At 72.3% G+C, this 26,294-nt stretch carries 9 protein-coding genes; 8 read left to right on the top strand and 1 reads right to left on the bottom strand.

The genetic code is table 11. The features are described 5' to 3' along the window. Positions 1–7 precede the first annotated feature (7 nt). The 5 genes from BMW88_RS34370 (at position 8) to BMW88_RS34390 (ending at position 23,582) form a co-directional block, all read left to right on the top strand. A complete protein-coding gene (locus tag BMW88_RS34370; RefSeq protein WP_089959188.1) occupies positions 8–19,579 on the top strand; it encodes a non-ribosomal peptide synthetase in 19,572 nt (6,523 codons plus the stop codon). Further along, complete coding sequence (locus BMW88_RS34375) at positions 19,576–20,790, top strand: MFS transporter (RefSeq protein ID WP_089959190.1); 1,215 nt, start codon at positions 19,576–19,578, stop codon at positions 20,788–20,790. The genes BMW88_RS34370 and BMW88_RS34375 overlap by 4 nt, the downstream gene beginning before the upstream one ends. 71 nt (positions 20,791–20,861) lie before the next feature. Further along, complete coding sequence (locus BMW88_RS34380; RefSeq protein ID WP_089959193.1) at positions 20,862–21,209, top strand: histone-like nucleoid-structuring protein Lsr2; 348 nt, start codon at positions 20,862–20,864, stop codon at positions 21,207–21,209. Positions 21,210–21,278: 69 nt separating this feature from the next. After that, positions 21,279–22,679, top strand: coding sequence for a serine hydrolase (locus BMW88_RS34385; protein ID WP_089959195.1), 1,401 nt, complete (start codon positions 21,279–21,281; stop codon positions 22,677–22,679). Positions 22,680–22,910: 231 nt separating this feature from the next. Further along, positions 22,911–23,582: a VldE C-terminal domain-containing protein gene (locus BMW88_RS34390; protein ID WP_089959198.1), complete on the top strand. Its 672-nt coding sequence runs from the start codon at positions 22,911–22,913 to the stop codon at positions 23,580–23,582. A 54-nt stretch (positions 23,583–23,636) separates the two neighbouring features. Here BMW88_RS34390 and BMW88_RS34395 read toward each other — a convergent pair whose 3' ends face one another. Beyond that, positions 23,637–24,455: an SAM-dependent methyltransferase gene (locus BMW88_RS34395; protein WP_089959200.1), complete on the bottom strand. Its 819-nt coding sequence runs from the start codon at positions 24,453–24,455 to the stop codon at positions 23,637–23,639. A gap of 211 nt (positions 24,456–24,666) precedes the next feature. On the opposite strand from BMW88_RS34395, the gene BMW88_RS34400 reads away from it, so the two are divergent. The 3 genes from BMW88_RS34400 (at position 24,667) to BMW88_RS34410 (ending at position 26,204) form a co-directional block, all read left to right on the top strand. After that, positions 24,667–25,551, top strand: coding sequence for a helix-turn-helix domain-containing protein (locus tag BMW88_RS34400; protein ID WP_089959203.1), 885 nt, complete (start codon positions 24,667–24,669; stop codon positions 25,549–25,551). Between the two features lie 148 nt (positions 25,552–25,699). Next, a complete protein-coding gene (locus BMW88_RS34405) occupies positions 25,700–25,915 on the top strand; it encodes a DUF397 domain-containing protein (RefSeq protein ID WP_089959205.1) in 216 nt (71 codons plus the stop codon). Further along, positions 25,899–26,204, top strand: coding sequence for a hypothetical protein (locus BMW88_RS34410; protein WP_089959208.1), 306 nt, complete (start codon positions 25,899–25,901; stop codon positions 26,202–26,204). The genes BMW88_RS34405 and BMW88_RS34410 overlap by 17 nt, the downstream gene beginning before the upstream one ends. Positions 26,205–26,294: the final 90 nt, after the last annotated feature.

Here is a 26,294-nt window from a genome sequence, read left to right on the forward strand (position 1 = left end):
CCACACCATGTCGTCGTCGATCGAGGACCGCATCGCCGCGCTGCCCCCGCACCTGCGGGAGCAGATGCGCCGCCGCCTCTCCGGCCGTTCCGGCCAGGCCGACGCCATCCGGCCGGCCGACCGGTCCCGCCCGTTGCCGTTGTCGTTCCCCCAGCAGCGCCTGTGGTTCCTCGACAGCTTCCAGCCCGGCGGCTCCGGCTACAACAGCGCACTGGCCCTGCGCCTGACCGGGCGGCTGGACGTGACCGCGCTGACCACGGCGCTGAACGGTCTGGTGGCACGCCACGAATCGCTGCGCACGACGCTCGACGAGGTCGAGGGGGTCGGCGTGCAGGTCGTGCACCCGCCGTTCGACCTCGCCGTGCCCGTGGTCGGCTCACCCGGCCCCGATGAGCTGGACGAGCTGCTGACGGAGGAGTACTCCCGCCCGTTCGACCTGCGGCGCGGCCCGCTCGTGCGGGTGCTGCTGGTGCGGCTCGCCCAGGACGAGCACGTCCTGCTGGTCACGGCCCACCACGTCGTCACCGACGGCTGGTCGATGGGTGTGCTGACCGAGGAGCTGGGGGAGCTGTACGGCGCGGCGGTGGAGGGGCGCGAGGCGGCACTGCCCGCCCTGCCGGTCCAGTACGCCGACTTCGCGGCCTGGCAACGGGAACGGCTGTCCGGTGACGCGCTGGCCGGCCAGCTCGACCACTGGACGCGGCGGCTGACCGGCACCACCCCGCTGGAGCTGCCCACCGACCGGCCCCGGCCGCCGGTGCGCACCACCAACGGCGCGGCGCTCCCGTTCACCGTCCCCGCCTCGACCACGGCGGCGCTGCGCGAGCTGGCCCACGAGCGCGGCACGATCCTGTTCTCCGTGCTGGTGGCCGGGTGCCAGGCGTTGCTGGCCCGCTACGCCGGGCAGGACGACGTGGCCGTGGGCACCGTGACCACCGGCCGCGGCCGGCCCGGCTTGGAACGGCTGGTCGGGTTCTTCGTCAACACCGTCGTGCTGAGATCCACAGTGGACAACACGGTCGCCTTCACCGAGTTCCTCGACCAGGTCAAGGAGAACGTCAAGGAGGCGTTCGCGCACGACGAGGTGCCGCTGGAGCACCTGGTCGACGCCGTGCGCAAGGACCGCGACGTCAGCCGCAACCCGTTGTTCGACGTGATGGTGCTGCTGCAGAACGCCGAGCGCACCCCGCCGCGGCTGCCGGGCCTGGACGTCGAACGGGTCGGGCTGTCCCGGCGTGACGCCATCTTCGACCTGACCATCGAGTTCCAGGAGCGGGACGGCCTCCTGGAAGGCCTGGTGGAGTACAACACCGACCTGTTCGACGCCGCCACGATCGGCCGTTTCGCCGAGCACCTCGTACGGCTGCTCGGCGGCGTGGCCACCGATCCGAGCCGGTCGCTGGGCGAGCTGCCGTGGCTGTCGGACGTCGAGCGCGACCAGGTCCTGATGGGCTGGAACGACGCCGGCCGGGCACCGGCCGAGGGCACGATCCCCGGCCTGTTCGCCGAGCAGGTGCGCCGGACGCCGGACGCGCCCGCTGTCCTCTCCGGCGACGTGGTCCTCACCTACGCCGAGCTGGACGCGCGGGCCAACCACCTCGCCCATCGGCTGATCGGCCTCGGCGTGCGGCCGGAGGACCCGGTGGGACTGCTCGTGGAGCGGTCCACCGACCTGGTCGTCGCCGAGCTGGCCGTGGTCAAGGCGGGCGCCGCGTACGTGCCGATCGACGGTCGCGCACCGGCCGAGCGGGTGCGGCGCGTGCTCGCCGAGGCCGGGGTCGCGGTCGTGATCACCGATCCCGCCGGTGGGAGAACGACCGGGTCCGTCCATTCCGGACATGTCTTGCTGCTCGACGGCGACCGCTCCGGTGCCGCCGACCCCGTGGTGGTGGCGGTGCACCCGGACCAGCTCGCCTACGTCATGCACACCTCGGGGTCCACCGGTGTGCCCAAGGGCGTGGCCGTGCGGCACCGCGACGTGGTGGCGCTGGCGCTGGACTCCCGCTTCGCCAGCGGTGCGCATGACCGCGTGCTGCTGCACTCGCCGTCGGCGTTCGACGCCTCCACCTACGAGCTGTGGGTGCCGCTGCTGCGCGGCGGCCAGGTCGTCGTCGCGCGGCCGGGCGACGTGGACGCCGACGCGATCCGGCACGCCGTCGCCACGCACGGCGTCACCGCGGTCTGGTTGACCGCGGGCCTCTTCCGGCTCGTCGCCCACGAGGCGCCGGAGGCGTTCGCCGGGCTGCGCGAGGTGTGGACGGGCGGTGACGTGGTGCCCGCCGCGGCCGTGCGCGGCGTGCTCGACGCGTGCCCCGGGCTGACCGTGGTCGACGGCTACGGCCCGACCGAGACGACGACGTTCGCCACCTCGTTCCCGATGACGGACGACGTGCCCGACGTGATCCCCATCGGCCGCCCGTTGGACGGCATGGCCGTCTACGTGCTGGACGAGGGACTGCGGCCCGTGCCCGTGGGCGTGCCGGGAGAGCTGTTCATCGCGGGCGCGGGCGTGGGCCGCGGCTACCTCGGCCGGCCCGGTCTGACCGCCGAGCGCTTCCTGCCCGACCCCTTCGGTCCGCCCGGTTCCCGCATGTACCGCACCGGTGACGTCGCCCGCTGGCGCGCGCACGGGGTGGTGGAGTTCATCGGCCGCACCGACGACCAGGTCAAGATCCGCGGCTTCCGCGTCGAGACCGGTGAGATCGACGCCCTGCTCGTGCGCCACCCCGGCATCGCCCAGTCGATCACCGTCGCGCGCGCCGACGACGGCCGCAAGCAGCTCGTCGCCTACCTCGTGCTCGCGGCGGGCACGATGCCGGCGCACGCCGAGCTGCGCACGTGGCTCACCCGCGAACTGCCCGACTACATGGTGCCGTCGGCGTTCGTGGCGCTCGACGCACTCCCGTTGAGTGGCAACGGGAAGGTCGACCGCCGCGCCCTGCCCGCTCCCGACTTCGCCGAGGCTCGCGCCGAGCACGTGGCACCGCGCACGGACGTGGAACGTGCCGTCGCCGACATCTGGGCCGAGGTGCTGCGCGTCGACCGCGTGGGGGTCGAGGACAACTTCTTCGAGCTGGGCGGCGACTCCATCCTCAGCATCCAGGTCGTCGCCCGCGCCCGCCGGGCCGGTCTGCGGCTGTCGTCCAAGGACGTTTTCCTGCACCCCACGGTCGCCGAACTGGCCGCCACCGCCACGGCCGTGACCGACTGCGCGCCGGACGCCCCCGCCGCGGGGCCCGCGCCGCTGACTCCGATCCAGGAGTGGTTCTTCGACACCGCTCCGGTGAGCCCGCACCACTTCACCATGTCCACCCACGTGGAGCTGGCTCCCGGCCTCGACGAGCGGGCGCTGGCCACCGCCGTGGACGCCGTCGTGGCGCACCACGACGCGCTGCGCGCCCGCTTCACCCGCGACGGCGACCGGTGGGTGCAGGACGTCGCACCCACGCCGCCGACCGGTGTGCTGCGGGTGCGCGACCTGTCCGGGCTCGGCGAGCGGGCACAGGAGGAGGCCGCGCAGGCCGCCGCGCTCGGCGCCCAGTCGAGCCTCGACATCGAGGCGGGCCCGCTCGTGCGGGCGCTGCTGTTCCGCCTCGACGACGGCCGCTCCCGGCTGTTCCTGGCGGTGCACCACCTCGTCGTGGACGGTGTGTCCTGGCGGGTGCTGCTCGACGACCTCGGCATCGCCTATCACCAGGCGGTGCGCGGTGAACCGGTCGTGCTGGAACCGGTGGCCACCGCGTTCGCCACGTGGGCCCGCCGTCTGGCCGACCGCGTGCGCGCGGGCGAGCTGGACGCCGACCTGGACCACTGGACCGGTTTCGCCGCGTCCGCTCCCGCCGGCCTGCCCGTCGACCACGAGGGCGGCGACCCGGCCGAGGACGTCCGCGCGGTCACCGTGCGGCTCGGCCGCGCCGAGACCGACGCGCTGCTGCACCAGGTGCCGGGCGTCTACCGCACGCAGGTCAACGACGTGCTGCTGAGCGCGCTCGGCCGGGCGCTGGCCGAGTGGACCGGCCGCGACCGGGTGCTCGTCGGCCTGGAGGGCCACGGCCGCGAGGACGTGCCCGACGACCTCGACGTCTCCCGCACGGTCGGCTGGTTCACCAGCCAGTTCCCCCTCGCCCTGCGCGTGCCCGCGGGGGAGTGGGGCGGTGTGCTGAAGTCGGTCAAGGAACAGGTGCGCGCGCTGCCGCGCCGCGGTCAGAGCTACGCGGCGCTGCGCCACCTGTCCGCCCCGGACTCCCCGGCGGCCGCCCTGCGGGACGACCCGCACCCGCTGATCAGCTTCAACTACCACGGCCAGTGGGACGTCGCGTCCAACGACGACGGACTTGTCCGTGCCCGGTGCGCGCCGCTCGGCCGCGACATCGCCGCGGGCAACGCCCGCGCATACCTGATCGACGTCGTCGGCCTGGTGGAGAACGGCCGGCTCGAACTCACCTGGCTGTACTCCGGGCAGGTGCACGACGAGTCGACCGTGCGGGGCGTGGCGGAGGCGGTGGTGCGCGGGCTGGCGGAGATCGTGGCGCACTGCGCGGAGCCGGGTGCGGGTGGCCGCACGCCGTCGGACTTCCCGTTGGCGCGGCTGGACCAGGCCGCCGTGGACCGGCTGGCCGGGACCGGTGACGAGGTCGAGGACATCTACCCGCTGACGCCGTTGCAGGAGGGGATGCTGTTCCACGGCCTGGCCGACCCGTCGTCCACGGCCTACTTCGACCAGGTGCGACTGCGGTTGACCGGCGTCGACGACGAACGGGCCCTCGCCACCGCGTGGCAGCGCGTCGTCGACCGCACCCCGGTGCTGCGCGGCGCGCTGGTCTGGGAAGGCGTCGAGCGACCGGTGCAGGTCGTCCGCTCCCACGTGGACCTGCCCTGTTCGTTCCACGACTGGCGCGAACTGTCCGAAGAGGACCGCGAGCGCGAGGTGGTGGCGCTGGCGGCACAGGGTCTCGACCTGCGCCGGGCGCCGCTGATGCGGATCGACCTGGTCCGGCTGTCCGACGAGGAGGTGCTGCTCGTCTGGACGTTCCACCACGTGCTGCTGGACGGGTGGAGCCTCGCGCAGGTGTTCACCGAGGTCTGCGAGCAGTACCGGGCGATCACCGACGGCCGCGCGCCGGAGGTGGTCACCCGGCGACCGTTCCGCGACTACCTGCGCTGGCTGGACGAACAGGACCGCTCGGAGGCCGAACGGCACTGGCGCGAGGTGCTGGCGGGCTTCTCCGCGCCCACCGCGCTGCCCTACGACCGCACGCCCGCGCGCGGCCACGCCACCGAGTCCTCCACGGCGGTCCCCGTGGCCCTCACCGGCGAGCAGACCGACCGGTTGCGCCGCACCGCCCGCAGCCACGGCCTCACGGTGAACACCGTGGTGCAGGGCGCGTGGGCGTTGCTGCTGTCCCGCTACAGCGGCGAGTCCGACGTCGTGTTCGGCACGACGGTGTCCGGCCGCCCCGGCGAGCTGCCGGGCGTGGAGCAGATGGTCGGCCTGTTCATCAACACCGTGCCGGCCAGGGTCGCCGTGCGCGCCGACGCCGGCACCGCGACCTGGCTGGCCGAGGTGCAGGCCGCGCAGACCGAGTCGCGGCGGTTCGACTTCGTGTCGCTGGCGGAGCTGCGGTCGTGGAGTGACGTGCCGGCGGGGTCGTCGTTGTTCGACAGCGCCGTGGTGTTCGAGAACTACCCGCTCAACGACGTCGCCGAGGTCGGCGGCATCCGGGCGACCGACGTGCGGGCGCGGGACACGACGAACTTCGCGCTGACCCTCAGCGCCGTACTCGACGACCGGCTGCACCTCGACCTCGCCTACGACCCCCACCTGTTCGACGCCGACACCGCCCGCCGCCTCGCCGACCGCCTGCTCCTGCTCGTCGACGCCATCGCCGCCGACTGCGCGCGACCGGTGTCGGAGCTGCCGCTGATGGCGGACGACGAGCGCCACCGGGTGCTGGTGGAGTGGAACGCGACGGCCGGTGAGGTGCCGGAGAAGTCGGTCGTGGAGTTGTTCGAGGCTCGGGCGCGGTCGATGCCGGAGGCCACCGCGTTGGTGGTAGGGGACCGCTCGTTGTCCTTCGCGGAGTTGAACGCGTGGGCGAACCGGGTGGCTCGGGTTTTTGTGGCGTCGGGTGTGGGTCCGGAGCGGTTGGTGGCGTTGTCGTTGCCGCGGTCGGTGGAGTTCGTGGTGGCGTTGCTGGCGATCTGGAAGGCCGGTGGTGTGTACCTGCCGGTCGACCCGTCCCTGCCCGACGAGCGGGTGGACTTCCTGCTGCGCGACGCGAACCCGGTGCTGGTGGTGCGGGACGCACTGCCAGAGGCCGACGGCTGCGGCTCGGCGGACTTGAAGCCGGTCGCCGCGGACGACGCGGCCTACGTGATCTACACGTCCGGCTCGACCGGCCGGCCCAAGGGCGTCGTGGTCGAGCACCGCAGCCTGGTGAACCTGGTGATGGCCCACCGCGAGGGTTTCGTCCGGGGCGACCGGTTGCGGGTGGCGTTGTCGGCGGTGTTCTCGTTCGACACGTCGCTGGAAGGCATCGTGCTGATGGCCGACGGCCATGAATTGCACGTGCTGGACGACGAGGTGCGGCTCGACCCGTCCGCGCTGGTGGCCTACGTCGCGGACCGGCGGATCGACTTCCTGGACCTGACCCCGTCCTACGCGCGGCAACTCGTCGAGGCGGGGTTGCTCGACGGCGAGCACCGGCCGAAGGTGCTGATGCTGGGCGGCGAGGCGATCGGTGAGGACCTGTGGCGGCGGCTGGCCGAGGTGTCCGGCACGGCGAGCTACAACTTCTACGGCCCGACCGAGTCCACAGTGGACGCACTGTCGTGCCGGATCGCCGGTGACGGGCGGCCGGTCGTGGGAAGGCCGCTGCGCAACGTGCGTGCTTACGTGCTGGACGAGGACCTGCGACCGGTGCCCGTCGGTGTACCGGGTGAGCTGTACCTGGCCGGTGCACAGCTCGCGCGCGGCTACCTCGGTCGTGCAGGTCTGACCGCTGACCGGTTCATCGCCAATCCCTTCGGCGGGCCGGGTGAGCGGATGTACCGCACCGGTGACCGGGTGCGGTGGCTGGCCGATGGCACCCTGGACTACCTGGGCCGGACCGATGACCAGGTGAAGATCCGTGGTTTCCGGATCGAACCGGGCGAGATCGAGGCGGTGCTGACCCAGCACCCCGACGTCCGCGAGGCCGTGGTGGTCGCACGCCGGGACGACGGCCACCAGCGGCTCGTCGCCTACGTCACCGGTGCCGGAAAGGCCGACCTGCGAGCCTGGTTGACCGAACGGCTGCCCGAGTACATGGTGCCGTCGGCGTTCGTCGAGCTCGACGCGATTCCGCTCAACGCCAACGGCAAGGTGGACCGCCGCGCCCTGCCCGCGCCCGACTTCACCGAGGCTCGCGCCGAGCACGTCGCACCGCGCACGGACGTGGAACGTACCGTCGCTGACATCTGGGCCGAGGTGCTGGGCGTGCCGGGCATCGGCGTGCGCGACAACTTCTTCGAGCTGGGCGGCGACTCCATCCTCAGCATCCGGGTGATCTCCCGGCTGCGGGCCGCGTTCGACGTGGAGATGTCGCCACGCGCCCTGTTCGCCCACCCCACCGTCGCCGGGATCGCCGCACTGGTCGCACAGTCGGCCCAGGCAGCGCTGGCCGAGATCCCGGTGGTGCCCCGGGACGGCGGGCTGCCGCTGTCGTTCGCTCAGCAACGGCTGTGGTTCCTCGACGAGTTCGAACCCGGTGGCGTCGAGTACCTGACGCCGTCGATCCTGCGGCTGCGCGGCCGGTTGGACGTCGACGCCCTCGGCGCGGCGCTGACCGCGCTGGTCGCACGGCACGAGTCGCTGCGCACCACCTTCGAGACCGTCGACGGCCGTGGCGTGCAGGTCGTGCACCCGCCGCACCCGGTCGAGGTGCCGGTGCTCGACGTGTCCGAAGAGGAGCTGGCGCACGTCCTCACCCGCGAGACGACCACGCCGTTCGACCTCCAGCGCGGCCCGCTCATGCGAGTGCTGCTGGCGCGCCTGGGCGAGGACGACCACGTGCTCTCCCTCGTGCTGCACCACATCGTCACCGACGGCTGGTCCAACGGCGTGCTGCTCGGCGAGCTGGGCGCCTGCTACGAGGCCGCGACGTGCGGCAGGGAGGCGAAGCTGCCGGAGCTGCCGGTGCAGTACGCCGACTTCGCGGTGTGGCAGCGGACCGCGTCGACCGAGGAGGCGCTGCGGGAGCACCTGGCCCACTGGCGCCGTGCGCTCGACGGCGTGCGGCCGCTGGAGCTGCCCACCGACCGGCCCCGGCCGGCGACCCGCGGCAAGCAGGGCGCGCTGGTGCACTTCCAGGTGCCCGCGGAGGTCACCGACCGGCTCAAGGCGCTGGCTCGCCACCACGACGGCACGCTGTTCATGGCGTTGCTCGCCGCGTGCCAGGTGCTCTTCGCCCGGTGGTCCGGCCAGCGGGACGTGGCCGTCGGCACGGTCGTCTCCGGCCGCGACCGCACCGAGCTGGAGGGCCTGGTCGGGTTCTTCGTCAACACGCTGGTGCTGCGCTCGGACGTCGACCCGCGGCAGGGCTTCGGGGACCTGCTCGGCCAGGTCCGGGAGACGGTGCTGGACGCGTTCGCCCACCAGGACGTGCCGTTCGAGCGGGTCGTGGACGAGGTGCACCCGGTGCGCGACCCCAGCCGCACCCCGCTGTTCCAGGCGATGGTCGTGCTGCAGAACACCACCGGCGACGAACCGCGCCTGCCCGGCCTGCGCGTCGAGGAGCTGCCGCCGCCGTCGGTCGCGGCGGGCTTCGACGTGTCGTTCCAGTTCCAGGAGGTCGACGGCCGCCTGGAGGCGGTGCTCACCTACGACACCGCGCTGTTCGACGCCACCACGGCCGAGCGGATGGTCGCGCACGTCGGCGTGCTGCTCGACGCCGCGACCGCCGACCCCGGCCGCGCCGTGGCCGACCTGCCGCTGCTCACCGACGACGAGCTGCGGCACGTGCTGCGGGACTGGAACGACACCGGCACCGGAGGTCCGGCACCGGCGTACCACGAGGTGTTCCAGGACAGTGCCGCCCGCACGCCCGACGCGACGGCGCTGGTCGACGGGGACCGGTCGTGGACCTTCGCCGAGCTCAACGCCCACGCCAACCGGATCGCCCACCACCTCATCGCCGCGGGAGTCGGGCCCGAGTCGGTGGTGGCGCTGGCGCTGCCCCGGTCGGCGGAGATGGTGTTCGCCGTGCTGGCCGTGCTCAAGGCGGGCGGCGCGTACCTGCCGCTCGACCCGGAACACCCGGCCGAGCGGATCGCCTTCGTGCTGGCCGACGCCCGGCCGGTGCTCGTGGTGGCCGCCGGCGACCGCGTCTTCGGCGAGCTGCCCCACGTGCGGCTGGACGACCCCGCCGTGGCCGCCCGGCCTGCCACCGACCCGGTCGACGACGACCGCACGGCACCGCTGCGCCCGGAGCACGCCGCGTACGTGATCTACACGTCCGGGTCCACCGGCCGCCCCAAGGGCGTCGTGGTCGAGCACCGCAACCTCGCCGCGCTCGTCGCCGACCACCACGCCCGCCTGCTGCCCGCTGACGGGACGCGCCTGCGCGGCGTCGCCACCGCCGCCTACACCTTCGACGCCTCCTGGGAGGGCCTGCTGCTGCTGGCCGCGGGCCACGAGCTGCACCTGCTCGGCAACGCCACGCTGCTCGACCCGCGGGCCGTGGTGGAGCACATCGCACGGCACCGGATCGGCTTCCTCAGCTGCACCCCGTCCTACCTCCAGCAGCTCCTGCCGGAAGGGCTGCTCGCCCAGGGCAGGCCACTGCTGGTGGCGGTCGGCGGCGAGGCGGTCGGCGAACCGCTGTGGCGTGCGCTGGCCGATGCCGACGGCGTCACCGCGGTCAACCTCTACGGCCCCACCGAGTGCACCGTGGACTCGGTGTGGACGAAGATCACCGGCCGGGACCGGCCGGTGATCGGCACACCGGGCCGGGGCCTGCGCGCGTACGTGCTCGACGCGGGGCTGCGGCCCCAGCCGGTCGGTGTGCCCGGTGAGCTGCACTTGGCGGGTGACCAGGTGACGCGCGGGTACCTGCACCGGCCCGGTCTGACCGCGGACCGGTTCACCGCCGACCCGTTCGGCCCGCCCGGCAGCCGGATGTACCGGACCGGCGACCTGGCCCGGTGGACCGCCGACGGCGTGCTGGAGTACCGGGGCCGCGCGGACGACCAGGTCAAGATCCGCGGCTACCGCGTCGAACCCGGTGAGGTCGAGGCCGCCCTGCTCGGCCTGCCCGACGTGGCGGAGGCCGTGGTGGTGGCCCAGGAGGTCGAACCCGGAACGCACCGCCTCGTCGGCTACGTCGTCGGCGAGGCCGACGTGGACGACCTGCGAGCGCGGCTGAAGCACTACTTGCCGGACTACCTGGTGCCGTCGCTGTTCGTGCTGCTCGACGAGCTGCCCACGACGGACAGCGGCAAGGTCGACCGCCGAGCCCTGCCGGCCCCCGACGCGAGTGCCGGGCAGGGGCAGGACCACGTGGCACCGCGCACCGCCGTGGAACGGGAACTGGCGCGGATCTGGGCCGAGGCACTGCGCGTCGACCGCGTCGGCGTGCACGACAACTTCTTCGGCCTGGGCGGCGACTCGATCCTGAGCATCCAGATCGTGTCCCGCGCCCGCCAGGCGGGCCTGGAGCTGGCCACCAAGGACGTGTTCACCCACCAGACCATCGCCGAGCTGGCCACCGTCGTCCGCACCCGCGGCCCCGAGGCCGCCGAGCTGCCGCAGATCGCCGGACCGGCGCCGCTCACGCCGATCCAGCGCTGGTACCTCGACGCCCACCCCGGCGACCCGCACCACTTCACCATGTCGGCGCACCTGGAACTGGCCGAGGACGTCGACCGGGAGGCGTTGGCGCGAGCCCTGGCCGCGGTCGTGGCGCACCACGAAGGTCTGCGCACCCGCTTCACCCGCGTCGCCGACGGCTGGGTCCAGGACGTCGCCGAGGACGTGGTCGAGCTGGAGCGGCACGACCACCTGTCCACTGAGGACGAGGAAGCCGTCGCCGCGGCCGCCCAGGCCGGGCTGGACATCACCCGCGGTCCGGTGATGCGCGCGCTGCTGTTCTCCGGCAGGCGGCTGTTCCTCGTGGCCCACCACCTCGTCGTGGACGGCGTGTCCTGGCGGATCCTGCTCGGTGACCTGGAGACCGCCTACCGCCAGGCCGTGGCGGGGGAGCGGATCGACCTGCCCCCGGTCGGCACCCGGTTCACCCAGTGGGCCCACCGGCTCGCGGAGCACGTGCGGTCCGGCGCGTTCGACGACGAGCTGTCCCACTGGACCGCCGCGCTCGACGCGGCGGGCGAGGTCCCGGTGGACCGCGACGGGCCCAACACCGCGGGCTCGACGCGCGTGGTGTCCGTACGGCTGGACCGCGAGCGCACCGACGCCCTGTTGCACCACGTGCCCGACGTCTACCGCACGCAGGTCAACGACGTGCTGCTCAGCGCGCTCGGCCGCGCCCTGTCGGCGTGGACGGGGCGAGAACGCGTCGCGGTCACGATGGAGGGCCACGGCCGCGAAGACGTGCTCGACGGCGTCGACATCTCACGCACGGTCGGCTGGTTCACCACGCAGTACCCGGTGGCGCTCACCGTGCCGGCCGGGGACTGGGGCGCGGTGCTCAAGTCGGTGAAGGAACAGCTGCGGTCCGTTCCCGGCCGGGGCTTCGGGTTCGAAGCGCTGCGCCAGCTCGGTGCCGCCCCCGCTCTCGCCGGGACCGCGCTGCCGCCGGTCAGCTTCAACTACCACGGCCGCTGGGACGGGGAAGCGGCCGGGGAGGGCCTGGTCCGGACCCGGCTGGAGAGCCCGGGAGCCGACGCGGCCGCCAGTGGCACGCGCCCGTTCCTGCTCGACGTCGTCGGCGGCGTGGAGGGCGGCGAACTGGTGCTGTCCTGGTTCTACTCCGAGCACCTGCACGACGAGTCGACCGTGCGGGGCGTCGCGGAGGCGGTGGTGCGCGGGCTGGCGGAGATCGTCGCGCACTGCGCGGAGCCGGGTGCGGGTGGCCGCACGCCGTCGGACTTCCCGTTGGCGCGGCTGGACCAGGCCGCCGTGGACCGGCTGGCCGGGACCGGCGACGAGGTCGAGGACATCTACCCGCTCACCCCGCTGCAGACCGGAATGCTGTTCCACACACTGGTCGACGACACCTCGACGGCCTACTCCAACCGGTTCCGGCTGCGGCTGTCCGGGGTGTCCGACCCGGACGTGCTCGCCGAGGCGTGCCGCCGCGTCGTGGACCGCACACCGGTGCTGCGCGGCGGCGTGGTGTGGGAAGGCGTCGAGGCACCGGTGCAGGTCGTGCACCACCGGGTCGACGTGCCGATCGCCCACCACGACTGGCGCCACCTGAGCGCCGACGAGCAGGAGGCCGCGCACGACACCGTGGGTGGCGGGGAACTGGACCTCACCAGGCCGCCGCTGCTGCGCCTGGCCATCGCGAGGCTCACCGACGACGAGGTCACGCTCTTCTGGACCGCCCACCACGTCCTGCTGGACGGGTGGAGCTTCGCGCAGGTGCTGGCCGAGGTGTGCGAGCAGTACACCGCTCTCGTCCGCGGCCGGGAGCCGGAGCTGACGCCGCGCCGGCCGTTCCGCGACTACCTGCGCTGGCTCGCCGGCCAGGACACCGCGGCGGCCGAGCGGCACTGGCGGCAGGTGCTCGCCGGCGTCGAGGCGCCGACCCCGCTGCCGTGGGACCGCTCGCCGGTCCAGGCGCACCGGGCCGAGTCCAGCGCGTCCGTCCACGTGGCACTGGACGCCGACCGGTCGGCCGACCTGGACCGGGTGGCGCGCGCGGCTGGGCTGACGGCCAACACCGTGGTGCAGGGCGCGTGGGCGTTGCTGCTGTCCCGCTACAGCGGTGAGTCCGACGTCGTGTTCGGCACGACGGTGTCCGGCCGCCCCGGCGAGCTGCCGGGGATCGGGTCGATGGTCGGCATGTTCATCAACACCGTCCCCACCAGGGTGCGGGTCGACCCGCGGGCCTCGGTGCTGCCGTGGCTGCGGGAGGTGCAGGCCGCGCAGATCGAGTCGCGGCGGTTCGACTTCGTGTCGCTGGCGCAGTTGCGGTCGTGGAGCGACGTGCCGGCGGGGTCGTCGTTGTTCGACAGCGCCGTGGTGTTCGAGAACTACCCGGTGGACGAACTGCTCGACGCCGAGCAGGAGGTCCGGGTCCGCGACGTCCAGGGCGCCGACACGACCAGCTTCCCGCTCGCGCTCAGCGCCGGTTTCGGCGACCGCCTGCGGCTCGAGCTGGACTACGACCCGCGCCTGTTCGACACCGGCACCGCCGAGCGCCTCGCCGCGCACCTCGTGGCGCTGCTGGAGGAGATGGCGACCGGCCCCGACCGGTCGCTCGCCGAGTTGCCGCTGATGGCGGACGACGAGCGCCACCGCGTGCTGGTGGAGTGGAACGCGACGGCCGGTGAGGTGCCGGAGAAGTCGGTCGTGGAGTTGTTCGAGAGTCAGGCGCGGACCACTCCGGACGCTGTTGCTCTGGTGGTGGGGGACCGCTCGTTGACGTTCGCGGAGTTGAACGCGTGGGCGAACCGGGTGGCTCGGGTTTTTGTGGCGTCGGGTGTGGGTCCGGAGCGGTTGGTGGCGTTGTCGTTGCCGCGGTCGGTGGAGTTCGTGGTGGCGTTGCTGGCGATCTGGAAGGCCGGTGGTGTGTACCTGCCGGTCGACCCGTCCCTGCCCGACGAGCGGGTGGACTTCCTGCTGCGCGACGCGAACCCGGCGCTCGTGGTGCGCGGATCGCTGCCCCCGTCCGACGACCAGGAGGCCGGGAACCTGGCTCCGGTGCGCCGCGACCACGCCGCCTACGTCATCTACACCTCCGGCTCGTCCGGGCGCCCCAAGGGCGTGGTGGTCGAGCACCGCAGCCTGGTGAACCTGCTGGTGAACCACCGGGAGGACTTCGTCGCCGCGGCCGGTGGCCGGTTGCGGGTGGGCTTGTCGGCGGTGTTCTCGTTCGACACGTCGCTGGAAGGCTTCGTGCTGATGGCCGACGGCCACGAGTTGCACGTGTTCGACGACGAGCTGCGCCTCGACCCACCCGCCCTCGTGCGGTACGTGGTCGATCGGGGGATCGACTTCCTGGACCTGACCCCGTCGTACGCGCGGCAGCTCGTGGAGGCGGGGTTGCTCGACGGCGAGCACCGGCCGAAGGTGCTGATGCTCGGCGGAGAGGCGATCGGTGAGGACCTGTGGCGGCGCTTGGCCGATGTTCCCGGTACGGCGAGCTACAACTTCTACGGTCCGACCGAGTCCACAGTGGACGCCCTGTCCTGCCGCATCACACCGGGTGCCCCTGTCGTGGTGGGACGGCCGTTGCTCAACACCCGCGCCTACGTGCTGGACGAGGACCTGCGGCCGGTGCCCGTCGGTGTGCCAGGGGAGTTGCACTTGGCCGGTGTGCAGCTCGCCCGTGGTTACCTCGGTCGGCCGGGTCTGACCGCGGATCGTTTCGTGGCGGATCCGTTCGGTGGGCCGGGTGAGCGGATGTACCGCACCGGTGATCGGGTGCGGTGGCTGGCCGACGGCACCCTGGACTACCTGGGCCGGACCGACGACCAGGTGAAGATCCGTGGATTCCGGATCGAACCGGGCGAGATCGAGGCGGTGCTGACCCAGCACCCCGAGGTCCGCGAAGCCGTGGTGATCGCCCGGCAGGACGAGGGCCACCAGCGGCTCGTCGCCTACGTCACCGGTGCCGGGAAAGCCGACCTGCGAGCCTGGTTGGGCGAACGGCTGCCTGAACACATGGTGCCGTCGGCGTTCGTCGAACTGGACGCGATCCCGCTCAACGCCAACGGCAAGGTGGACCGCCGCGCCCTGCCCGCACCGGACCTGCGGGCCGGCGCCTCGGCCTACCGCGCCCCGCGCACCCCGGCCGAGGAGCAGGTCTGCCGCATCTGGGCCGACGTGCTGGGGGTGCCGGAGGTCGGGCTCGACGACAACTTCTTCGAGCTGGGCGGCGACTCCATCCTCAGCATCCGCGTCGTGTCCCGGCTGCGCGCCGAACTCGACGCGCCCGTGTCGCCGCGAGAGCTGTTCAGCTCGCCCACGGTCGCCCGGCTGGTCGAGGCGATCGGCGCCGGGACGGGGGCGTCCGGCGACGTCATCCCGCGGGTGCCGCGCGACAGCGCCTTGCCGTTGTCGTTCGCGCAGCAGCGGTTGTGGTTCCTCGACCAGTTCGAGCCGGAGAGCACCGACTACCTCTCGCCGTCGATCCTGCGGCTGCGCGGCCACCTCGACGTCGACGCCCTGACGGCGGCGCTGACCGCGCTGGTCGCACGGCACGAGTCGCTGCGCACCACCTTCGACAGCGTGGACGGCCGCGGTGTGCAGGTCGTGCACCCGCCCCACCGCGTCGAGGTGCCGGTGCTCGACGTCCTCGGCGGCGAGGACGGTCTCGCCGCCGTGCTGGCGCGGGAGAGCACCCGGCCGTTCGACCTCGCCCGCGGGCCATTGCTGCGTCCGCTGCTGCTGCGCGTCGCCGAGGACGATCACGTGCTCCTCCTGCTGGCGCACCACATCATCACCGACGGCTGGTCGAACGGCGTGCTGACCACCGAGCTGAACCTGCTCTACCGCGGGGACCCGCTGCCCGATCTGCCGATCCAGTACGCGGACTACGCGGCGTGGCAACGGCAACGGCTGACCGGACACCTGGCCGACGAGCAGCTCTCCTTCTGGCGGGAGAGGCTGGCCGGCGTCGCCCCGCTGGAGCTGCCGACCGACCGGCCCAGGCCCGCGGTCCGCACCAACCACGGCGCGGTGCACATGTTCACCCTGCCCGCCGAAGTCGGCGACGGGCTCAGGGCCCTGGCGCGCCGGCAGGACGGCACCCTGTTCATGGCCCTGGTCGCCGCGTGCCAGGTGCTGTTCGCCCGCTGGTCGCGGCAGGACGACGTCGCCGTGGGCACGGTGGCCTCCGGCCGGGACCGCGCGGAGCTCGAGAACCTGGTCGGGTTCTTCGTCAACACCCTCGTGCTCAGGTCCACTGTGGACGGCAGCGCCACGTTCCGCGAGTTCCTCGGCGAGGTGCGGGGCACCGTGCTGGACGCGTTCGCCCACCAGGACGTGCCGTTCGAGCGCGTGGTGGACGAGCTGCGGCCCGACCGCGACACCAGCCGCACCCCGCTGTTCCAGACGATGGTCATCCTGCAGAACACCCCCGACGCCGCTCCGGACCTGCCGGGCCTGCACGTCGAGGACCTGCCGCTGCCGGTGGTGGCGGCCAACTTCGACCTCACGTGGGAGTTCCAGCAGGACGAGGACGCCCTGCACGCCGCGGTCAACTACAACACCGACCTGTTCGACGCCTCGACCGTCGAGCGGATGGCCGGACACCTGCGCGTGCTGCTGACGGCCGTGGTCGCCGACCCCGACCGGTCGCTGGCCGACCTTCCGCTGATGGACCAGGAGGAACAGCGCGATGTGCTGCACGCGTGGAACGACACGGCTCACCCCGTGCCCGACGCGACCATCACGCACCTGGTCGAGGCCCAGGTGGCACGGACGCCGGACGCCACCGCGGTGGTGGACGGCGGTGCGGTGTGGACGTACGCCGAGCTCAACGCCCGTGCCAACCGCCTGGCGCACAGCCTGATCGCGCGGGGCGTCGGCCCCGGCCGGTACGTCGCGATCTCCCTGCCGCGCTCCGCGGACCTGCTGGTGGCGGTGCTGGCGGTGCTCAAGGCGGGCGCCGCGTACGTGCCGATCGAGCCGGACCAGCCCGCCGACCGGGTCGCGTTCGTCCTCGACGACGCCCGGCCGGTCCTGGTGCTCGACGACCCGGACCTCGTGCGCACCACCGGCGGCCGCGACGACAACCCCGCCGACCACGACCGGACCGCGCTGCTGACGACCAGCGACCCGGCGTACGTCATCTACACGTCCGGGTCGACCGGCCGCCCCAAGGGCGTCGTCGTCGAACACCGCTCAGTGGTCAACTACCTGGCCTGGGCCACCGAGGTCTACCAGGGCCTGCGCGGCGCGGCGGTCCTGCACTCGCCGGTCTCGTTCGACCTCACCGTCACGACGCTGTTCGGTCCGCTGCTGGCCGGCGGCCGCATCGTGGTGAGCGACCTGGACGAGGACGCGGCCCCGGTGGAGCAGACGGCGTTCCTCAAGGCCACGCCGAGCCACCTGTCCTTGCTGGGGGCGGTCCCGGCGCAGCTCTCACCGACCGGCGACCTCGTCGTCGGCGGGGAGCAGTTGCTGGGCGCGGTGGTGGACGAGTGGCGGCGGGCGAACCCGTCGGCGGTCGTGATCAACGAGTACGGCCCGACCGAGACGACCGTGGGCTGCATGGAGCACCGCGTCGAACCCGGCGCGCCGCTCGCCCCCGGCCCGGTGCCGATCGGCCACCCGGCCTGGAACCACAGGCTCTACGTGGTGGACGACCTGCTGCGGCCGGTGCCGGCCGGGGTGCCCGGCGAACTGTGCATCGCGGGCGGCGGCCTCGCGCGGGGCTACCTCAACCGGCCGGGCCTCACCGCGGCGCTGTTCGTGGCGTGCCCGTTCGGCGAGCCGGGGGAGCGGATGTACCGCTCCGGCGACCTGGTCCGCCGACGTGCCGACGGGGTGGTCGAGTACCTGGGCCGCATCGACGACCAGGTCAAGATCCGCGGTCACCGCGTCGAGCCGGGCGAGGTCGAGTCCGCGCTGCTCCGCCACCCGCGGGTGGCCGAGGCCGCCGTGGTGGCCGCGGACAACGCCCAGGGTCATGCTCGCCTGGTCGCGTACTTCGTCGCCGACAGCGAGGTGGGCACGGCCGAGCTCCGCGCGTTCCTGGCCGAACGACTGCCCGCCTACATGGTGCCGTCCGCTTTCGTCGCGCTGTCCGTCCTGCCGGTGACGCCCAACGGCAAGCTCGACCGGGCGGCGCTGCCCGCTCCGGAACCGACCGCCGGAGACGAGGGCGAGCACGTACCGCCGCGCACGCCCGTGGAGAACGCGCTCGCCGAGATCTGGGCGGCCGTGCTGGGCACCGACCGCGTCGGGGTGCGGGACAACTTCTTCGAGCTGGGCGGTGACTCCATCCTGGTGATCCAGGTGGTGTCGCGGGCCAGGAAGGCCGGGCTGGCCCTGACCACCAAGTCGTTGTTCCGCAACCAGACCATCGAGGCGCTCGCGCCGTTCGTGACCGAGGTCGAGCCCGAACCGGTGAACACCGCCGCGGTCGTCGGCGACGTTCCGCTGACGCCGATCCAGCGCTGGTTCTTCGACACGCACACCGTCGCGCCCCACCACTTCGCCCAGTCCATGCTGCTGGAGCTGACGCCGGACCTCGACCGGACCGCGCTGGAGAGCGGCTTGGCGGCCGTGGTGGCGCACCACGACGCGCTGCGCATGCGCTTCGAGCACGTCGACGGGGAGTGGCGTCAGCACAACGCCCCGGTGGAGCAGGGCGATGTGCTGGAACGGTGCGACCTCAGCTCGATCGGTGAGCCGGAACGGCAGGCGCACATGGTGAAGGTCGCCGACGACGCACACGCGGGCTTCGACCTCGCCGCGGGTCCGTTGTACCGGTTCGTGCTGTTCCACGCCGACGACATGCCGTCGCCGCTGCTGTTCCTCACCGTGCACCACCTCGTCGTGGACGGCGTGTCCTGGCGGATCCTGCTCGACGACCTCGACACCGCCTACCGGCAGGCCGCCGGTGGCGAGGCGGTGGACCTGGGGGCGAAGTCGACGTCGTTCCGCGACTGGGCGGACGGCCTGGCCCGGCACGTCGCCGGGGGAGCGCTGGACCACGAGCTGGACCACTGGGAGTCGGCGCTCGACGCGGCTCCGCTGCCCGTCGACCACGAGGAGCCGGCGCCGGGCACGCCGGCGGCCGAGGTGCACGTGGTGCTCGACGCCGACGACACCGACGCGTTGCTGCACGACGCACCCACCGCCTACCGCACGAGGATCAACGACGTCCTGCTCGCCGCGCTGGCCTGCGCTCTGTCCCGGTTCACCGGGCAGCGGACGGTGGCACTCGACATGGAGGGCCACGGGCGCGAGGACGTTCTCGGCGCGGACCTCTCCCGCACGGTCGGCTGGTTCACCACCCTCTACCCGGTCGGGCTGACGCTGCCCGGCGACGGGGCCTCGTGGCGCGACCTGGTCAAGGCGGTGCGCAGGCAGCTGCGCACGGTGCCGGGCAACGGGTTCGGCTTCGGCGCGTTGAAGCACTTGGGCGCGCCGGACGTGCGGGAGCGCCTGCACGGCCAGGGACCGCAGGTGGTGTTCAACTACCTCGGCCAGTCCGGCAGCACCGCCGACCACGCCGACGGCGGGCTCTTCCGGAGGGTCCTCGACCCCATCGGGCAGGACGGCGACCCGGCCGACCGGGGTCCGCACCTGCTGGAGGTCGTCGGCGGCGTGTCGGCCGGTGAGCTCCGCTTCACCTGGCACTACCAGCCCGACCGGCACGAGGAGGCCACGGTGCGGCGGGTCGCGGAGGACTTCCGCGACGCCCTGCGCGAGATCGCGGCGGACTGCCGGAGCGACCGATGACCACGTCGCTGTCGCGCAACCGCGACTACCGGCTGCTGTGGGCCGGGCAGGCCCTGTCCGAGGCGGGGGCGAGCGCGTCGCTCATCGCGCTGCCCCTGCTGGTCCTCACCCTCACCGGCTCGGCGGCGACGTCGGGCCTCGTGCTGGGTGCCGCCGCCGCCGCGCAGCTGGTCGTCGGGCTGCCCGCGGGGGCGCTGGTGGACCGCTGGAACCGCCGGACGGTGATGCTGGTCTGCGAAGCCGTGCAGGCGCTGGCGGTGGCCTTCCTGGTGGTCGGCCTGTGGTGGCACGCCGTCGGCGTGGAGCACGTGGTGCTGGCCGTCATCGTGCTCGGTGTCTGCCGCGCGCTGTCGGAGCCCGCGGAGGACGCCGTGCTGCCCGCCATCGTGCCCGAGCGGCAGCTCCCGGACGCGGTCGCGATGAACGCCGCACGCGGCTACGTCGGCCAGCTCTCCGGCACGGCGCTCGGCGGGCTGTTGTTCGGCCTGGGCCGGTGGCTGCCGTTCGCGGTGGAGGCGGTGACGCACGCGGCGACGTTCCTCGCGCTGCTGTTCATCCGCGTGCCCGAGCGGGAGCGGGAACCGGCGCCGTTCAGCCGCTTCCACCGCGAGGTCGGCGAAGGCCTGCGCTGGGTGTGGACCCAGCCGGTGGTGCGGGTGGTCGCCTTCTGCGCGGTCGGCCTCAACCTGTTCTTCCAGGCCTTCTACCTGCTGATGATCGCCATCGCGCACCAGGAGGGCGTCCCGGCCGGGCAGATCGGGGTCATGGGGGCGATGCTCGGCGCGGGCGGCATCCTCGGCGCGCTGGTGGCGCCGCGGCTGCACCGGGCGCTGCGCCCGCACCGGGCGATCGTCGGCGTGTTCTGGGTCATCACCGCCCTGATCCCGATGGCGTTGTTCGTCGATCCGGGGATCCCCACCGGCGTGCTGTTCGCGGCCGCCGCGTTCCTGGCCCCCACCGCGAACACCACCATCACCACCTACCAGCTCCTGCTCACCCCGGACGAGCTGCGCGGCAGGCTGAGCAGCGTGATGGGCGTGGCGCTGGGCATCGCGGCGATAGCCGGCCCCGCCGCCGGCGGTCTGCTGGTGGACTTCCTGACGCCCGCGCAAGCCATCCTCACCTGCGCCGCGGGCAGCGGGTTGTTGGCCGTCTTCGCCACCGTGAACCCCACTCTGCGCCGGTTCTCCCGGGACAAAGGAGTGGAATAGGTGTGCGCACACCTCTGTCCGGTGACTTCGACGGTCCGGTCAATCGTTCACGGAACACTGGGGGCGGTGGAATGGCACAGAGATTTCTGGTCCAGTTCGTCGACGACCTGGACGGCACGGCGGCGGAGGACGTCGAGACCGTCCAGTTCGGACTCGACGGCGTGACGTACCTCATCGACCTCAACGCGCGGAACGCGGACAGCCTGCGGACCGCCCTGCGCGACTTCATCGCCAACGCCCGCCGGACCGGTGGCCGGGCCGGCCGGAGCACCGCCACCCGCACCACCCCCGGTGGGCCGCGCACGAGGAAGCAGACCCAGCTCATCCGGGAGTGGGCGCGCGAGAACGGGTACGAGCTGGCCGATCGCGGCCGGATCCCGGCTCGGGTCATCGACGACTTCGAGGAGGCGCACGGTTGACCGCCTGGTCCACCTGGTGTGGAAAGATCGGTGCCCGGCAGCAGCCGGACGCACTCACTGGGGGAGTGGATGGATTTCAAGCGGTTCACCGCGCTGTGCACGGCGCTCACGATCACGGGTGCCGCGCTGGCACCGGCGGCCGGTGCCGGAGAAGAGCACCACCCGCTGGCCGAGCGCCTGCGCGAGGCGATCGTGGCGCAGAACTTCAAGGACGTCATCGACCTGACGCCGCCGGAGAGCGGCACCGCGCGGGCGGCGGGGCAGCGGGAGAAGTACGACCCGAGCCCGGCGGAGCTGGCGGGCAAGGCGCGCGTCCTCGCGGCCCAAGCGGGAAAACCGCTGCACCAGACGCCGAACATGGACGCGGCGATCATCGAGCTCAACCCGGCGGGGCAACCGGAATCCGTCGCGAACGTCCTGCTCAGCCCGCAGTACCCGAACGGCGTGGTCGTGCCGGTCGAGGACAAGAGCCTCGCCACGGACCAGGTGCGCTACCGCTGGTGGGACGACACCGAGTGGGACGTCAACGGCGGCAAAGGCACGCGTGACGTGCTGGCGGGCCGGGAGAACGCGCCGATCGACTTCTCCTCGCCGTACCCGGCGTCGGTGCTGAAGCTGATGGTCGGCTTCGGCGTGCTGCGCCTGGCCGACCAGGGCAAGATCGACCTCGACGCCGACTACGCCTACGACCCGAACCCGGTGCGCGAGGCGTGCGGCGGGCCGTCGGTGAAGAGGGTCCGGCAGCACTTCGACGAGATGATCACGAAGTCGCAGAACGAGTCCACCTGCGCGCTGATCAAGCTGATCCACGACCTCGGCTCGTGGGACGCGGTGAACAAGTCGTTCGCCGACCTCGGCATGCCGACCCTGATGGTCACCGGGACCATCCCCGGCAACGGCGGGCGCTGGATCGGCTCGAACATGAGCGGTCTCGACACCGCGAAGCTCCTGCTGCTGGTCAACGGCGGCCTGGGCGTGCTGTGGACGACGGACGCCGGCAAGCAGGTCACCCGCAACGAGCTGTCGGCCTCGTCGCGGCGGGTCTTCCAGCAGGCGCTCGCGGACCAGGGCCACAACGAGATGCTGTCCACGCCGAACTGGTGCGGGCGCGACTACCCGGTGCAGGGCATCCCGCAGCAGGTGCCGGCGCGCTGGATCCAGCCGGACGGCACCGTCAAGGTCGGCGACGCGGTCTACGACCGCGACGTGCGCCCGTGCAACGAGGCCGCCGAGGTGACCTTCGCGCACAAGACCGGCTGGGTCGACACCACCGGTTCCGACGCGGGCATCGTGAAGTCGTTCCGCGGCAAGGACAACCGCAGGTACGTCGTGGTCGTGTTCTGCAACCTCGGCACCGACTACGTCGACGCCGACCGCCCGGCCGACCCGCCCGGCGTGTTCCCGGTGCTCTACACGCAGAAGTACGCGAAGCTGGGCAAGGCCATCGACGACATCATGAAGAACCTCTGATCGACCGGTCACCGCGGTCGGATCGGACCGGCCGCGGTGACGTCGTGGACCGGCGGCCTCGACGGGGAGTGCGGCGTGGTCGTTCGAAACCCGCAGGTCCGCCGCCTCCCGCTGGGACGCGCGGCAGCGGAAATGTGAGCATCAACACCTGTCTGTGACGTTCTCGTGTTCATTTCGTAACATGGCCCGCCGTGTGAACACGCCCCTGTCCCCGACGCAAGGTGTTCCCGAATGCCGGGCCGACATAGAACGAAACCGACAGCCAGCAAGAAGCTCCCCATCGCCGTCGCCACCACCCTCACCGCGGGCCTCGTCGCGACCTTCTGGGTGGTCCGCGCGTCCGATCAGGAGGTCGACCCGACCGGAGCGGCCGCCCTCCTGACCGCGCCGTCGAGCTCCGTCAGCCCGAGCTCGCAGCCCGTCGCGACGTCGAGCACCGCACCGCCGTCCTCGGAACCTCCGGTGACCACGACGGTGCCTCCGGTGACCACGACACCGCCGCAGACCACCACGCCACCCCCTCCGCCGCCTCCTCCGGCGCCGCCGCCCTGCCCGACCACCCTGGACGGCGTCAAGCCGCACGTGGCGCAGGTGGGCCATCACGTCGCGGGCAAGTTCGGCGTCGAGGACATCGGTGGCGCCGCCGGCCGGGGCGGCTCCGGTGACCACCCCACCGGTCTGGCGCTGGACTTCATGGTCGACACCGCCACCGGCAACGCGCTGGCCGAGTACGTGCTCGCCAACCGCCGCGCGTTCGGCGTCACCTACGTGATCTGGCGCCAGCGCTACAACGACGGCAGCGGCTGGTCGATGATGGAGGACCGGGGCAGTCCCACGGCCAACCACATGGATCACGTGCACGTGTCGTTCCAGGCGGCCGCGACCGTCAAGGTCACCTGCTGACATCTCCGAGCGGTACGCCGTCCGTTCCAGTGCGGTGCGGACCGGCTGTTCGGGTCAGGGCTTGCGGCCCACCGCTCCCGCGATGCAGTACGACACGGGCGGAAGAGGCGTGATGCGCGGACCGTCCGGCCACCAGTCCGCGCACAGCGTCAGGCCGGGGTCGACCAGCTCGAGCCCGGCCATCATGCCCAGGATCTCGTCACGGGTGCGGAAGCGGCCGGTGCCCATCGGGCTGTGCAGGAACGTGTCCTCCATGCGGCGGGCGAGCTCGCTGTGCTCCTCGGTCTGCGGGTCGAGGAAGTGGCTGAGTGCCACGTAGGAACCGGACGGCAGCGCGTCGATGTACTCGCGCATGATCTCCTGCGGGCTGATCTCGCCGTCGTAGTGGTGCAGCGTCCCGAGCTGGAGGAACGCGATCGGCTCGGTGAAGTCGATGTGCTTGCGCACGATCGGGTCCTCGAGGATCTCCCGGGGGCGGAAGATGTTCGCCGCCGAGAAGTGCGTCTGGTCGTTCTCCTCGAGCAACGCCCGGCCGTGCGCGAGCACCACGGGGTCGTTGTCGACGTAGACCACGCGCGCTTCCGGCTGGAGCCGTTGCACCACCTGATGCGTGTTCTCCGCCGTGGGCAGGCCCGATCCGCAGTCGAGGTACTGGGTGATGCCCGTCTGGCTGGCGAGGAAGCGGGTGGCGCGGATCAGGAAGTTGCGGTTGTCGAACGCGAGGGTCTGCGCTTCCGGCGCGACCTGCTGCACCCGCCGCAGCACCTCGCGGTCGATCTCGTAGTTGTCCTTGCCGTTGAGGAAGGCGTCGTAAACCCTGGCGATGCTCGCCTTGGTCGTGTCGATGTAGACGGGCACATCGGTGTTGGTCATCACGATCCTCACATGCGTAGACAGGGGCACGACGCCTGTGCATCAGATCACACGGCGCTCAGCGGGCGGACAAGGCCCGATCGCGTGAATGTTGGCGTGGTCCACGTACAGTGATCAACTCGGCGCCGCCGTTTCCCGGCAACCGCTCTTCGAGTGGATTGTCCCGCCCGCACTGGCGCCCGCGAGGCCGAAACGCTAAGGAGGAGCCCTGATGGCGACTGCTGACTCCCACTCCTCGGCGAACGTGCGGCCCGGTGGCCCGACGGCGCTGCGCATCGTGCTCGGCGCTCAGCTGCGCAGGCTCCGCGAGGCCGCGGACATCTCGCGCGCTGAGGCGGGCTTCGCGATCCGCGGGTCCGAGTCGAAGATCAGCAGGCTGGAGCTCGGCCGCGTCGGGCTGAAGGACCGCGACGTCGCCGATCTGCTCACCATGTACGGGATCACCGAGCAAGCCGAGCGGGACCTGTTCCTTGAGATGGTCGCCCGCTCGAACCAGCCGGGCTGGTGGCACCGCTACAGCGACCTGATGCCGGACTGGTTCCAGGACTACGTCGGTCTGGAAGAAGCCGCGTCGAGGATCCTCACCTACGAGCTGCAGTTCGTGCCCGGCCTGTTGCAGACGGAGGACTACGCGAGGGCCATCTCGAGCCGTGGCCGCCCCGAGGTCGCGGACAAGGCGGTCGAGCAGCGCGTCACGCTGCGCATGCGGAGGCAGCAGATCCTGGCCCGGCCCGGCGCTCCTCGCCTGTGGGCGGTCATCGACGAATCGGTGCTGTACCGGCCGATCGGTGGCGTGGCGGTGTTGCGCGGTCAGCTCGAACACCTGCTCAGCGTCACCAAGCAGAAGCACATCACCTTGCAGGTCTTGCCGTACTCCCTGAGCGGCTACGCGGCCGAGGGCTCGTTCGCCATGCTGCGGTTCGACGAGCCGGAGCTGCCGGACATCGTCTACATCGAGCACGGCGGCGGTGCCCTGTACCTGGACCGCAGCAAGGAGCTCGAGCTCTACGGCCGGATGTTCGACCGGCTGACCGTCGACGCCCACACCCCGGATCGCACGCGTCAGGTGTTGATCAAGCGTCTCGCGGAGCTCTAGTTCCTCCGTCACCCGATCGAGTGTGCATCTGCACGTGCATTTACCCGTGCGAGGCGCCTCTGCTACCGTGCGTGCACGGTCGAATGCACGTGCAGATGCACTGTCCCGGGGAGGCGCCGTGACCACCAGAGACGCGATCCACAGTGGGATGTCGGCTGCGCTGCTGCCCGCGGCGACGTGGCGCAAGAGCAGGCACAGCGGCGCGACCGGCAACTGCGTGGAGCTCGCCCGGCTCGACGGTGGTCACATCGCCGTGCGGAACTCCCGTTTCCCCGACGGCCCCGCGCTGGTGCTCACCAGCGCCGAGATCGCGGCCTTCCTGGCCGGCGCGAAGGAGGGTGAGTTCGATGACTTCGTCGCATGACGCCACGGCCCGCGCCACCGTCCGGCTCAACGCCCTGATCCTGCGCGGTTTCCAGTTCCTCTACCCGCGGGACCACAGAGGTGAGCTCGCCGCTGTCGTGGGCGTCCGCGCCCATGACAACGTCATCGACATCGTCCGCCTGCACGACGAGAACGACGCTATCGCGACGAGGATGCCCGCGGACGAGGTCAACGTCCTCGTGCCGACGCGGTACTCGTGGCAGCGCACCGGTCCCGCCTGCCGCGTGATCGAAGAGCTGCTGGAGCTGCCCGACGACCGCATCGCCTGACCTCTGGACCGCTGCCCGGGATCGTGAACCACATCGCCCCAGGCGTCAGCGCCGCAGCAGGTCACTCGACGGTTCCTGGGTTCAAGCAGT

This window comes from Lentzea xinjiangensis (assembly GCF_900110955.1).
GTDB classification, from domain to species: domain Bacteria; phylum Actinomycetota; class Actinomycetes; order Mycobacteriales; family Pseudonocardiaceae; genus Lentzea; species Lentzea xinjiangensis.